The sequence below is a fragment of the Luteimonas aestuarii genome, assembly GCF_004357985.1.
GTDB classification, from domain to species: Bacteria; Pseudomonadota; Gammaproteobacteria; order Xanthomonadales; family Xanthomonadaceae; genus Luteimonas; species Luteimonas aestuarii.
Map to the genome: position 1 here is coordinate 1 of NZ_SMTF01000012.1, position 13,401 is coordinate 13,401.

Below are 13,401 nucleotides of genomic sequence, written 5' to 3' on the forward strand. Positions count from 1 at the left end.
TGCGCTGGCGGCGCACGTCGTCGAGCCGGAAGTCGTCGCCGCTAGTGGCGGCATCGAGCACCGGGTTGAGGAACGGGTTGAGTGGCTCGCGGAACGAGCCGATGATCGAGGCGAAGGTCACGTCGGCCTGCGACAGCAGGCCGGCGAAGGCGGTCTTCGCGTTGGCGCTGAGGAAGGGCTTGTCGGCCAACGCCTGCAGATAGGGCTTGAGCTCACTGCCGTCGCCGGACGAGACCCGCAGTACGGCACCCAGTGTCGGCGTCTGGATCAGGGCGTCCGAGGAGCCTTGACGGCGCTGGTCCTCTCGCGCTTCGAACAGGTACAGGGTGAAGGCCAGGAAGGCGTTGCGCGCCTGGCTGGTCCAGAACTTGTCCTTGTCGTCGCCGTCCGGGTACAGCATCGCCGCGATGCTCTGCAGGTCCGAGACCCGGAAGGCCGGATCGTCGGAGACATAGGTCAGCGGGTTCCAGCGGTGGGTCCTGCGGTCTTCGGCGAAGGGATTGAACAGGTAGATTTTGTGGCCGATGGACTTGCGCCAGCCCGAGGTCAGGTCGAAGTTTTCCTGCTTGATGTCCAGCACCACCGCCGACTCGCGATAGGCGAGCAGGTTGGGGATCACCACGCCCACGCCCTTGCCCGAGCGCGTGGGGGCGGCCAGGATCACGAACTGCTGGCCCGGCAGGCGCAGCAGCTTGCCGTTCATCTGGCCCACGACGATGCCCTCGTCCTTCTGTTTCAGGAAGCCCTTGTTGGCCAGGTCCAGCAAGCCGGCGAAGCGGGCGCGACCATGGATGTTGCGATGGCTGCGCAGCTTGAACAGGGCCACCAGGATCGACAGCCACACCAGCGCCATCAAGCCGAAGCCAATGGCGCCGGCAACCACCAGGCGCCCCTTGTACTGCGCCACCTGCGGATGGTCGAGGAACTTGATGTAGTCGTAGTAGGTGGTGAATTTCAGCAGGCCCGTGTCCAGGCCGAGGAAGATCAGGGCCAAGTAGCCCGACAGGTACGCGCCGGCCACGAAGGCCAGCAGCGTGACCAGGATGGTGGTGATAACACGTGTGCTGTCCACGGAAAATCCCTCTAGGAGAATTGGATGAAAGGAATGAATCACTGCGGCGGCTGGCGGGCCGATCGCCAGCCACGCCCTACTCGCGTGGCGTGGCGTCAGCGCTGCCGTCAACAAGCACGTAATCGTCGTTCTTCACCCAGCGTTCCTGGCCATCCTCCAGCTTCAAGCATGGCCGGCCATCGCAGGATGTGATCGTGACGTGCCGCAAGGCCTCGAGTACCTCGGCCTGCACTTGCGCGCGCTGGACACGTTTCACGTTATGCCAGGCAACGTAGGCGGTGCCGCCTGCGAGCACGGTCGCGGCGACGATCAGTGAGCCGATCGACTTCCAGCCAAGGATGCGCATGCGAAGACCGACCGCCGACTGTTCGAACTGAAGTTGCTCCGCCATCCGCTGCAGACGCTCGGCGGTGTCGGCGAGCGAACGGGACGCCGCCGGTATTTCGACCGCCAGCGCATCCCGTACCGCGGTCCTCGCGTGCTGCACAAGTTCGGCCTTGCCGGCAATGACGTTCTGCCCGATTTCATCCGCATGCTGTTGCAGTTCCCGCGCCGCGGCCTGCTGTTCGGCCACCGACTTCTCGCACTGTTGCGTCAGATGCGCGGCGAGGAGCGCGGCATTGGCGACGAAATCCTCCATCCTTCGATCCATGTTCTCCACCTTCCGTGTGCCAGAGCCATCCGGGCCGGGGACATCTTGCCAGACGTCTTGCATGGCCACATCCCCCAGAATTGACTGTTTAAGAACTCGGGGATATATTCGCTAAACACGCGGCTATAGGAATGGTCGCTAGGAATCGATGCCGCGGCTTGGCTGCGGCATACGAGTCAAGTCAAACGGAGTTGAGGACGAATGGAATCTGTCCACAGAAGTTGCGTCCAAGCCTTGGACTGCATACACGGCATCGACACGGCCCACGGCCCGCCAACGTGTTCGCGTCGCTTTAGCGCGATGCCTGCTCCTCCCTTTTTTTTACGCCCGCTTTTTCCGCAGGAAGAAGCGCGGTGTCCTTTGTCCTGTAATCCGATGGTGAGTCCATGAGCCGTGCCGGCCTGGTTCGAAATGCAGTCGTTTCCGGCATTTCCTGTGTCGCGATGTTGCTGGGCGCGTGCGCCACGCACGGTGCGCCCGATGTTGGCGGGCGATGGAGGCCGGTCAACCAGTTCGCGGAAACGCCGGTGGCGATTCCACTGCAGCAGGCCTACGTGTACCAGGCATCGCCAGCGGACGGCACATTGAAAACAATGCTGAACCGGTGGGCGAGGGACTCGAAGATGAGCCTGTCGTACCTGCACCCGAACGATTACTCGCTGCACGTGCCGGTCGCGCAGATTCGCACCACCAGCCTTGAGCAGGCCGCCTTGGCGCTGACGGCCGCTTATGCCGCGCAGGGCGTGCGGGTGGTTGCCGACCGCTCCCAGATTGTCGTCAGTCGTACTCAGGCCGATCAGCCATCCGGTGTCGGCGCGGCGACGGTGCAGGCCGAATAAGGGGCGGGCTTAGTAGCATGTTCGGAAAAAAGACAACTGCCTCGCCGGATATCGAACGGGCCGTCTCGCAGGGCGTCAACTACGAGCTGACAATCGCCGATCGCGCGCGCCGCAGCGAGCGCCGTGCGTGGATCGTAGCCGGGTGCGCGATTTTCATGTCGCTGATCCTTGCTGGGGGATACTTTTTGTTCCTGCCACTGAAGGAAAAGGTGCCGTACCTGGTCATGGCCGATCCGTATACAGGCACGGCGACAGTGGCGCGGCTGGTCGGCAATTTCAACGATCGTGACGTCACCACCGAGGAAGCGATCAACAAGAGCAATGTCGCCCAGTTCGTGCTGGCACGCGAATCCTACGATTCTGGCTTGATCGGCCAGCGCAACTGGCGGACGACGCTGTCGATGGCAAGCCCGGCGGTGGCCCCGGCGTACATTGCCCTGCACTCGGAAAACAACCCCGAGCGTCCGTTCCGCATCTATGGCCCATCGCGCGCCGTCCGCGTGCGCATTCTCAGCATCGTGCTGATCGGCGGTGGCGAAGGGCGTCGCCCATCCGGTGCCACGGTGCGCTTCCAGCGCAGTGTGTACGACAAAGGGAACGGACGCTCCGAGCCGTTGGATAGCAAGATCGCCACGCTCGAGTTCACCTATAACCCGGACCTGCGGCTCAGCGAGGAGGATCGTCTTCTCAACCCACTGGGCTTCCGGGTCGCCAATTATCGCGTCGACAATGATTACGCGAGTGGCTCGACGCCGGAGCGCGAGTTTCCTGCGCTGCTCCCGGCAACTGCCAATGCGGCGGCGACTGCTCCGACCTATCCGGCCGAACAAGCGATGCAGATACCGATGTTCGGTCCGCCTGATGCCGGTGAAGCCGGGAGCGCCGCGCCGCAGGCACCGCAGCCTGCGGAACAGACCGAAGCGAACCGCGAATAACGGAGCACGTCATCGATGATTCGCCAGCAACAAATGTCTCTCAGTCTTGGCCTGGCCCTGCTGGTCGCGTGCATAGCGTTGCCGGTGGCGGCCCAGGCTATCGAGGAATACGAGTACCAGCCGGATCGGATTTACCAGGTTCGAACAGGCTTGGGCATCACCACGCAAATCGAACTCAGCCCGCACGAGAATATCCTCGACTACAGCACGGGGTTCAGCGGAGGCTGGGATCTCAGCCGTCGGGACAACGTGTTTTACCTGAAGCCAAAGAACATCGACGTCGACACCAATTTCATGGTGCGAACCGCTACACATTCCTACATCTTCGAGCTGAAGGTGGTCGCGACCAACTGGCGCGCCTTGGAGCAGGCGAAGGCGGCCGGTGTGCAGTACAAGATCCGCTTCGTCTACCCAAGCGACGCCACCTTTGCAGCGACGGCCGCCCCCGTGAAGGACACGGTCGAGCTCGATACCTTGATGCAGCCGGACCGCGATTATTACTTTAACTACGATTATTCGTATCGAAAGCGATATCCGCGATGGCTTGTTCCGGCCACCGTCTACGACGACCGGCGGTTCACCTACATCCGCATGGGTGACCGTACGCGATTTCCCAGCGGGAATTTTCCCGCTGTGTTCGCGCGCGATAGCGCGAACGGCGACGTGTTCGTGGTTAATTCGACCGTCGAGGGCGACACCATCGTGGTCCACGGTACGTATCCGTACTTGGTCATCCGCCACGGCGACAATGTGATCGGTCTGCGCAGGAGCCCGGAACAGTGAACCAGCCTCCCACCCTCGAGCATGAGGAGCCGGGTTTCAACCGGAACCAGTCGTCCAATCCCTATGTCGGCCGGCAGGCGCCCGCTGATCCGGACCTGGATGCCGAAGCGCCGTACCTCAAGTCCGAGGACGTACAGCGGCTCAACCGCAAGGCGCTGTTGTTCCTCGGCGGTATCGTGCTGCTGCTCGGCATGGTCGCGCTCTGGATCTTCAGCGGCGGCCTGTCCGGTTCGGGTGACGGCTCACCGGTACCGCCGAGAAGCGAGCAAGTGGTGATTCCGGCAGCGCCGAGGGACATTCCGGAGCTTCCGCCCGAGCGAACACTGCCGCCCCCGGTCGCAGACCTGCCGCCGTTGCCGGTCTATGACATGCCCCAGCAACACACGCCCCCGGCCATGAGCCTGTCTTCGGGGGGCGAGTTTGGTGGACGTCGCGAACTCTCGCTTCAGGAGCGCAGGATGCTGGATACGGCCGGGACTTTCGCTGGCTTCGATCACAACGGTCCTGGGGGTGGGGTGTCGGGAATGTTGCCTCCCGATGAGTACGCGCGGCTCATGATGTCGGCGGGGCAGGAATCTCCGGCACCAGCACCTCAGGAGGCACCGGAAGGCACCGCGAGCGCACGACCACTGTACAACCCGAACACGCTGTTGCTGCGCGGTACGTACATCCGGTGTGTCATGCAGTCCAGGGTCATTTCGGACTTTCCGGGTTACACAACGTGCATCGTCACCGAGCCGGTTTATTCGGTGAACGGCCGCCGCCTGCTGTTGCCGCGGGGGTCCAAGGTTTCCGGCACCTACGGCCAGGACGCCATCATCGGCGACCGAGTCGCGATCGTCTGGGACCGTATCACCACGCCCAATGGTATGGACGTCAACATGCGCAGCCCTGGCGTGGATATGCTGGGTGCGGCCGGCAATGCGGGGCACTATACGGCGCATTGGGGGCAGCGAATCGGATCGGCGTTGCTGATCAGCCTCCTCAGTGATTCGTTCAAATACGCTGGTGCCAAGCACGGCCCGCAGGAGACATCGATCGCGAACGGTGTCATCGTCCAGAGCCCTTACGAAAGCAACACTGCGCGGACGATGGAGCGGCTGGCGAACATGGCGTTGGACCGCAACATGACCCGCCCACCCACGGTGACAATCAACCAGGGCTCGGTGGTCAATGTCTACGTTGCGCGCGATGTTGATTTCTCAGCAGTGCTGCGCTAGTCGGTCAGCAGATGGACATCGACTCCGCGCCCCTTGCCAAAGTGTCCAACCAGTTCCTAGATTATCAGTACCAGGTGCTCGGCATCCAGGAGCACATGCATTCCTCGGAAGTGACCGAGATATGCATCAACCGGCCGGGCGAGTTGTACCTGGAAACGCGTACGGGTTGGCAGCGGACCGATGTGCCCACGCTCACCTTCGAGCGCGCGCGCCAGTTCTGCACTGCGGTGGTCAACGAGAGCAACACCGGGCAGCGGATCACCGATGTCGATCCGATGGTATCGCTGACGTTCCCGACCGGACAGCGTGCGCAGTTCGTGATCCCACCGGCCTGCGACAGCGGCAAGGTGTCGATCACGATCCGGTTGCCTGCCAAGTTCAGCAAGACGCTCGAGCAGTATGACCAGGACGGCTTCTTCAACGAGATACTTGAGCAGGCACAGACGCTCAGCGACCACGACCAGGAGCTGCTGGAACTGCGTCGCAATCGCGACTACGCCGAGTTCTTCAGCAAGGCCGTCCAGTACCACAAGAACATCGTGGTCGCTGGGGCCACCGGTAGCGGCAAGACAACGTTCATGAAATCGCTGGTCAACCATATCCCCGAGCAGGAGCGCCTGGTCACGATCGAGGATGCGCGGGAATTGTTCATCCACCAGCCGAACGTGGTGCACCTGCTGTACTCGAAGGGCGGCCAGAGCGCCAGCAACGTCACGGCCAAGTCGTGCATGGAGGCATGTCTGCGCATGAAGCCGGATAGGATCATCCTGGCCGAGCTACGCGGCGACGAATCCTTCTACTTCATCCGCAACTGCGCTTCCGGCCATCCAGGCTCGATTACCAGTTGCCATGCCGGAAGCACCACGCAGACCTGGGACCAGCTGGCGCTGATGGTCAAGGCCTCGGCCGAGGGTTCCGGGCTTGAGTTCGATGTCATCAAGCGCCTGCTCAGGATGACCATCGACATCGTTGTGCACATCAAGGCGCACGCCGGCAGACGCTACATCACCGGGATCGATTTCGACCCCGTGCGCGCGCTGGCGCCGTGACCGCATGGAGGGTGAAAATGATTGGCAGATGCAATCCGGTCGCAATGTTGATATGTCCCGCGGGAGGCAAGGGGCATTGCGCTTGGTTTGAGGGAAGGGAAGAGGTCCAGGGAGACGTTGGAATGTCCGACGTCAGGGACGGGAGGTAACGGCGATGTTGCCAGGCATGGAATTGATGGGCTGCGCCAATCTGGCCGTCCCTCCGGACGTCATGCGCCATGTCGTGCGCATCGAGTCGTCGTTCAATCCATACGCAATCGGCGTGGTTGGCGGTCGCCTGGTGCGTCAGCCGCGCAACCTGCCCGAAGCAGTCTCTACCGCACGCATGCTTGAGAGCGAGGGCTACAACTTCTCGCTGGGCTTGGCGCAGGTCAACCGCTACAACCTCGCCAGTTACGGGCTGGACAGCTACGAGAAGGCGTTCCAGGCCTGCCCGAATCTCCAGGCCGGGGCGCGGATCCTTGCCGAGTGCTATCACCGTTCCGGGGGCGATTGGGGCAAAGCATTCAGTTGTTACTATTCCGGCAACTTCGTCACCGGGTTCCGGCACGGCTACGTGCAGAAGGTGCTGGCGTCGTGGCACAGCGAAGCCGGCAGCTTGTCCGCGCCGGCCGTTGCGCTCGTCGAGCGGCGGACGGGGCGTGCCGTGGCAGCTTCGGTCGCCGCCGATCTGCCGTCGCTCGTCATGCGCCGGATCCAGGAGGCGGCCGCGCCCCCCGTGCCAGCCCTGCGTGTGCAACCCCCTTCGGCCATCGCGCCCGCTGTATCCACAATGTTGCCGCAACCGGCGTCGGTGGCCATGCCGTCACGGCACGCCGCGCCAGGGCCAGTGATTGCCGGAGCGCTCGTGCCCGATGGCGATGCGCCCGTACGCCTGCAACCGATGGGCGCCGTTTCGTCGCAGATTCCATCGCTGCCACCCACGTCCCCGCAACAGCAAGCCGTTGCCGATCTTCCGGCGGTGGCACCGTCTCCGCGCAGGGACGAGGCTTTTGTCTTTTAGCAGTACCCGCCATGGAAGGCACCGCAACACCGCAATGATAACCATCGTTTCCACAACATTCAGGGCCAGATCATGAATCACAACGCACAGGCACTTCCGTTCCGTCACTTTATCCAGGGGGCCTTCATGGCCGTGGCGCTCATGACGGTCTTCGCCGTCCCGGAGATCGCATTCGCGCAGGATGTCACTGGCGCCCAAGGCCGGGTCCAGAGCTTCTTCGGCAACATCAATGCGCTGCTCAACGTCGCGTCCATCGCCGTCGTGACGATTGCCATTATCTTCGCCGGCTACCAGATCGCGTTCAATCACAAGCGCATCGGTGACGTCGCCCCCGTGCTGATCGGTGGGTTCCTGATTGGTGCCGCGGCGCAGATCGCGAAGATGCTGCTGCCAGACGACGTGACGTCGCAGGCGATGCACGTCGGACAGCTGCTGCTACAGCATGCATAAGAACGTGCTCTTCCGGGGCTGCACGCGTCCGGCCATGTTCATGGGGGTGCCCTATGTGCCCTTCGCGATCGGGGCGGGCGCGTGCCTCCTGTTGACGTTCTACATCGACATGTTCCTGGTGGTTCTTTTGCCAATCGTGATCTTCGTCATGCGGCAGATGGCCAAGCGCGACGAGATGATCTTCCGGCTCCTGGGACTTCGCTGGCAGTTCCGCACCAAGGCCAGGAATGTTCAGCACCATGGTGGCATGTGGGTGTTCTCGCCCAATAGTTACCGAAAGCAGTTCCACGACACCACCACAGGCCGATAGCCGCATGCTGGCGCCAGACGCATCCATCGCTGAGTTCATCCCGTTGTCATCGCATGTCTCGCCTAACGTGGTGAAGACGACGGGAGGCGATTTCCTGTTGACATGGCGACTGGATGGATTGCCTTTCGTCGGCCGCGAAGAGTGGGAGATCGAGCACCGGCACAACACATTCAACCGGATGCTGCAGACACTGCGTGCGCCGGACTTCGTCAACGTCGCATTCTGGGTGCACGACGTTCGTCGTCGTGGCCGTGTGGATATGAGTAATCGCTACAGGCAAGCCTTCAACCAGCAACTGTCCGACGACTACTTCGCGGCGCTGTCGGCACAGAAGATCATGCAGAACGAACTTTATCTGACCATGATCTACCGCCCCATCGTCATGGGCAGGAAGTTCGTGGAAAAGTCGGCGGATGTATCTCGGCTGCAGGCAGAGCAAGAGCAGGCCGTGGGTAAGATCACCGAACTGGCCGGCAACGTCGAAGCCGTGCTCAAGGATTATGCGCCGGTCCGCCTGGGCATGTATCAGGCGGACAACGGCGTGGTGTTTTCGGAGACCTTGGAGTTCTTCGGCTACCTGCTCAACCGCATCACCGAGCCAGTGCCGGTGTTGCAGGCACCAGTTTGCGACTATCTGTCGGTCAGCCGGCATATGTTTTCGGCCAAGACCGGCGATTTCGTCGTCAGTTCGCCTGGCGGCAAGAACCACTTTGGAGCCGTCCTCAACATCAAGGAGTACACCGACGGCACCTGGCCCGGCATCCTCAATGGCCTCAAATACCTGGATTTCGAGTATGTGATCACCCACTCCTTCAGCCCGATGGGCCGGCACGACGCGCTGAAGGTACTCGATCGCACCAAGGGCATGATGATCTCCTCCGGCGACAAGGCCGTGAGCCAGATTGCCGAGCTCGACAATGCGATGGACCAGATCGCCTCGGGCAACTTCGTGCTTGGCGAATACCATTTCACGATGGCGTTGTACGCAGACGACCAGCAGAGGCTGTCGAAGAACATCGCCACGGCACGGGCCGAGCTGTCGAACGCGGGTTTCGTCTCGGCCAAGGAAGATCTGGCGGTATGCTCGTCGTTCTATTCGCAGCTGCCCGCCAACTGGAAGTTCAGGACCCGGCTGGCCAACGTCAGTTCCCTGAATTTCCTCGGCTTGTCGCCACTGCACAACTTCGCCACCGGCAAACGCGACAACAATCCCTGGGGCGATAGCGTGACTGCGCTGCAGACCACCAACGGTCAGCCGTACTACTTCAACTTCCACGCCACCCACCCGGCGGAGAACTCGCTGGGCGAGAAGGCGATTGCGAACACCATGGTGATCGGCAAGTCCGGTACCGGCAAGACGGCTTTGATCAACTTCCTGCTCAGCCAGGCGCAGAAATTCGATCCGGTGCCGACGATCTTCTTCTTCGACAAGGACCGCGGCGCGGAGATATTCGTGCGCGCATGCGGTGGCAACTACCTCGCGCTCGAGAACGGCCAGCCAACAGGTTTCAATCCGTTCCAGTGCGAGCGCAGCGACGCCAACGTGCAATTCCTGGGCAACCTCGTCAAGGTGCTGGCGGGCAAGTCGCACTACACCGCGCGCGAGGACGAGGACATCTTCCGCGCCGTCGAGAACATGCTCGACATGCCAATGCACTTGAGGTCGATGACCAACTTCCAGAAAAGCCTGCCCAACATGGGCGACGATGGCCTTTACGCGCGGCTGCGAAAATGGACTGCCGGCAACGCATTGGGCTGGGTCTTCGACAACCCCGTGGATAGCATCGATCTGGGGCGCGCAAGCATCATCGGCTTCGACTACACCGACGTCATCGACAATCCCGAGGTGCGGGTGCCGGTCATCAACTACCTGCTGCATCGCCTGGAAGACCTGATCGATGGCCGGCCGTTGATCTACGTCATGGACGAGTTCTGGAAGATCCTCGACGGCAGCGGCGGGCTCAAGGAGTTCGCCAAGAACAAGCAGAAGACCATCCGCAAGCAGAACGGTCTGGGTATCTTCGCCACCCAGAGCCCCGAGGATGCGCTGGCCAGCGATATCTCCGCGGCGCTGATCGAGCAGACGGCGACCCTGATCCTGCTGCCCAATCCCAATGCGGCGCGCGAAGACTACATCGAGGGCCTCAAGCTCACCGAGGCCGAGTTCCATGTCATCAAGAGCCTCGACGAGCGCTCGCGTAGCTTCCTGGTCAAGCAAGGCCATGCATCGACGGTCTGCCAACTCAACTTGCGGGGTCTCGACGACGCGCTGGCGGTGATTTCAGCAAGCACCGACAACATCGAGATCATGCACAGGATCGTTCGCGAGGAATCCATGCGGCACGAGATCGATATCGCCGAGCTCGCGCCAGAGCAGTGGTTACCCCGGTTCTATCAAGAGCGAAAGGGCTCAGGCAAGAGGGCAGTGAGAGAAGGCGCTGGGCCCGATGATCGTCGGCTTGATGGGGCTGGAAAGAGCGAGCGTTCAATCGATATGGCTGCAGTATCGAAACAACGCTGATTGAAAGACAAACACGGTTCCTATGGCCAGGAGGTTCATCATGAAAGGATATCAACTCCCAATCTGGAAAGGGGCGTGCCGAGCGGCCAGCTTGGTGAGTGTGCTGCTGTGCGGTGTAGTGGCGACAGGTGCCGCCAATGCGCAGGCGGTTGTCACCGACCCGGGCCACACCTTGACCAACAAGCTGGCGTGGATTCAGCAGTACCAGCAGATGTATCACGACTATCAAAGTCAGCTGGACCAGCTTCGCAACCAGATCAGGCAGATCGAGCAGCAGTATGTCCAGGGCGAGGCGTTCAAGGGGACTAGCGGGTATCGTGAAACGCTGACCGAACGTGGTCTGGACGACCACGCCGAGGAACGGTGTGGTCGACAGGGCGATCTCCCGTCCGGTCCCGAACGGATCGCCTGGGCTGCGCAGCGCCAGTTCATCACTTGCAGGACATTGGTGCAGACCGAGAACGCTCGATACAACGCAATGGTCCGGATCATGGAGACGCTACGGGAACGTGATCAGCAGCTCGCCGACATTCGAAAGAGAGCTGGCGAGGTGGGTCCAGACCAACCTGGCACGCTGGCTCGACTGAATAACAACATTGCCCAGATCGAGGCGCAGATGTCGGCGGACGTGGAAAATGCGCAACGGCTGCTGCAGGCGTACGATTCCAGGATCCAAGTGCTGCGCGATGAGCAGGCGTGGGTTGGACAGGCGGCATTCTCGGACCGCAAGAAGAAGAGCCTGATCGATACCGCAATCCAGCACGGCACCTTGAAAGCCGCGCTGGAGATTGCCCGCACGCGGGATCGCTGAGAGACATGTTTAAGCTCGTGGAAGGTCACCGACAGATAGGGATAGGGGGCATACGTGAGTGATCTCATGCTGGCATTCGGCGCGCTATTGCAGGACATGATCCCGCTCAAGGCGGGCGTGCCCAACATGGTGTTCTTCCATGAGATCAGTTCGTTCATCGACGACGAGCTGATCAACGAGTACCTGCCCAATCTCGGGGCGCGAGTGATGCGGGTGGTCGGTGGGCTCGGCCTGACCTTGTTGACGCTGTGGATCATCGTGCAGGGCTATCGTGTCATCACGGGCCAGTCACGCGAATCGATGATGGCGTTGGTGGTCAGTTCGCTGCGTGCGACCTTCATCGTTGGCATCGCCTTGGGCACTGCGGTTTCGTGGGGCCCGACCTACCAGACCCTCACAGAGGGCCTGACGCGGACGGTCAACGACACCATGACCGGAAGGGAAGACGGCGGCAACGCATACCAGCGCATCGACCGGACGCTGGCGATCATGCAGGTGGCATTGACCGTGATCGACACGGTGGATGGTCAGCACGACGAGGTGACGCAGAAGCAGAAGGATCGCGCCTTGTGGATGACCGGCGTCGGTTTCGCCGGGCCTGCAGTCACAGCGGCTTCGGCCATCTTGCTGAACAAGATTGCGATTGGGCTGATTCTTGCGCTGGGGCCGATCTTCATCCTGTGTCTGTTGTTCGAGCAGACGAAATCGCTGTTCCAGAGATGGTTGTTCTACGGCATCGGCGCCTTGTTTTCGATGGCGCTGCTCAACGTGATGGTGATGCTTGCGCTGGACATGGTGATCGCGGTGGGCGGAGCTTTCTGGGTAAGCAGCGCCATCATCGGCTCCAGCAACGAGAGCGCGACCAGCATGGCGATGCAGCAGGGCGGTCTGGGCCTGATCCTGAGCACGCTGATCGTCAGTGCGCCACCCATGGCGGCGATGCTGTTCCAGGGCACGCTGGGCCAGTTCAGCCCGTACAGCGCGTTCAGCCAGCAACAGCAGCCGGGCGCCCCGGGACAGCCGGGGCATCCGGGGGCGGGCGGGTATCAGTACACGCCGGCGCCCGCGGCTAGCGGCTCCATGGGCTCGCAGGCAGCGGGCGCAAGTCCCAACAACGTTGGCAGATACAGGTGAACTAATGATTCAAAGAGCCAGTAAGTACTTGTTGATGCTTGCCATCGCAGTTGCCTGTCCGATGCCTCTGCTTGCACAAACCGCCTGCCCGCAAGGAGTTGGTCCGGGCTCGGCGCAATGTGGTCCTAGTGGAGGGGGTATGGGGCCAGCACCATCGGCACCAAGTCAGCCCACCGCGCGTTGGCAGCTTACGTGGGGTGCATTTGCGAAGGATACGAATGGCGATGTGGTCGGCACCTCTACCGGGCAGCGATCTAAGCGTGCGGCTCGCCGTGCCGCAGTAGATAGATGCACGCAAATGGGCGGTAGGAGTTGTAAGTCCGTGTTTGAGTACAGGCATCAGTGTGCGGTTGCAGCCGAGCCGATCGAGCAGGCTGATGGTGTCACAATAATCTTCGAACGAGGGCCAACGATCGATGCCGCCAGTGCGTCTGCTCTTTCGATCTGCCCAGAGCAGAACGGTGGCCGTGCATGCGAAATCAAGTTTTCGAACTGCACCGGACCCTACTTGGTCTACGATTGACAGGAGTTGGCAGGATGTCGTCGTCCCGCTCCAAACTTCCCACACTCCTTAAGCTCGCTATGTTGCTCTGCGCAACAGCGGTGCCCCTGACTGCCTGCA

Annotated in this window: 14 protein-coding genes; 12 read left to right on the forward strand and 2 right to left on the reverse strand. The window is 61.6% G+C overall.

Translation table 11 applies throughout. The features are described 5' to 3' along the window. Both E2F46_RS12925 and E2F46_RS12930 read right to left on the reverse strand, forming a co-directional pair. The coding region (locus E2F46_RS12925) for a type IV secretory system conjugative DNA transfer family protein (RefSeq protein ID WP_165967467.1) at positions 1-1,072 on the reverse strand (1,072 nt) is incomplete at its 3' end. Positions 1,073-1,148: 76 nt separating this feature from the next. Further along, complete coding sequence (locus E2F46_RS12930) at positions 1,149-1,712, reverse strand: hypothetical protein (protein WP_133322716.1); 564 nt, start codon at positions 1,710-1,712, stop codon at positions 1,149-1,151. Between the two features lie 398 nt (positions 1,713-2,110). On the opposite strand from E2F46_RS12930, the gene E2F46_RS12935 reads away from it, so the two are divergent. From E2F46_RS12935 to E2F46_RS17870, 12 genes are all read left to right on the forward strand, one after another. Further along, complete coding sequence (locus E2F46_RS12935) at positions 2,111-2,563, forward strand: hypothetical protein (protein ID WP_133322718.1); 453 nt, start codon at positions 2,111-2,113, stop codon at positions 2,561-2,563. A 17-nt stretch (positions 2,564-2,580) separates the two neighbouring features. Next, positions 2,581-3,498 carry a VirB8 family type IV secretion system protein gene (locus E2F46_RS12940; RefSeq protein WP_133322720.1) on the forward strand — a complete coding sequence of 306 codons (918 nt, stop codon included), beginning with the start codon at positions 2,581-2,583 and terminating at the stop codon, positions 3,496-3,498. Between the two features lie 15 nt (positions 3,499-3,513). Then, positions 3,514-4,281, forward strand: coding sequence for a TrbG/VirB9 family P-type conjugative transfer protein (locus E2F46_RS12945; RefSeq protein WP_165967468.1), 768 nt, complete (start codon positions 3,514-3,516; stop codon positions 4,279-4,281). Next, positions 4,278-5,501: a TrbI/VirB10 family protein gene (locus E2F46_RS12950; protein WP_133322722.1), complete on the forward strand. Its 1,224-nt coding sequence runs from the start codon at positions 4,278-4,280 to the stop codon at positions 5,499-5,501. The genes E2F46_RS12945 and E2F46_RS12950 overlap by 4 nt, the downstream gene beginning before the upstream one ends. An 11-nt stretch (positions 5,502-5,512) precedes the next feature. Further along, a complete protein-coding gene (gene virB11, locus E2F46_RS12955) occupies positions 5,513-6,550 on the forward strand; it encodes a P-type DNA transfer ATPase VirB11 (protein ID WP_133322724.1) in 1,038 nt (345 codons plus the stop codon). A 166-nt stretch (positions 6,551-6,716) separates the two neighbouring features. Beyond that, positions 6,717-7,553: a transglycosylase SLT domain-containing protein gene (locus E2F46_RS17835; RefSeq protein WP_207949583.1), complete on the forward strand. Its 837-nt coding sequence runs from the start codon at positions 6,717-6,719 to the stop codon at positions 7,551-7,553. A 72-nt stretch (positions 7,554-7,625) separates the two neighbouring features. Further along, positions 7,626-8,003 (forward strand): TrbC/VirB2 family protein, encoded by a 378-nt coding sequence (locus E2F46_RS12965; RefSeq protein ID WP_133322728.1) that lies wholly within the window; start codon positions 7,626-7,628, stop codon positions 8,001-8,003. Then, positions 7,996-8,313, forward strand: a complete 318-nt coding sequence (locus E2F46_RS12970; protein WP_133322730.1) for a VirB3 family type IV secretion system protein — start codon at positions 7,996-7,998, stop codon at positions 8,311-8,313. The genes E2F46_RS12965 and E2F46_RS12970 overlap by 8 nt, the downstream gene beginning before the upstream one ends. A 4-nt stretch (positions 8,314-8,317) precedes the next feature. Then, a complete protein-coding gene (locus E2F46_RS12975) occupies positions 8,318-10,834 on the forward strand; it encodes a VirB4 family type IV secretion/conjugal transfer ATPase (RefSeq protein ID WP_133322732.1) in 2,517 nt (838 codons plus the stop codon). 40 nt (positions 10,835-10,874) lie between these two features. After that, positions 10,875-11,645 (forward strand): TrbJ/VirB5 family protein, encoded by a 771-nt coding sequence (locus E2F46_RS12980; protein ID WP_133322734.1) that lies wholly within the window; start codon positions 10,875-10,877, stop codon positions 11,643-11,645. A 66-nt stretch (positions 11,646-11,711) separates the two neighbouring features. Next, positions 11,712-12,779, forward strand: coding sequence for a TrbL/VirB6 family protein (locus tag E2F46_RS12985; protein ID WP_133322736.1), 1,068 nt, complete (start codon positions 11,712-11,714; stop codon positions 12,777-12,779). 139 nt (positions 12,780-12,918) lie between these two features. Beyond that, positions 12,919-13,302: a DUF4189 domain-containing protein gene (locus E2F46_RS17870; RefSeq protein ID WP_425599836.1), complete on the forward strand. Its 384-nt coding sequence runs from the start codon at positions 12,919-12,921 to the stop codon at positions 13,300-13,302. Positions 13,303-13,401 lie beyond the last annotated feature (99 nt).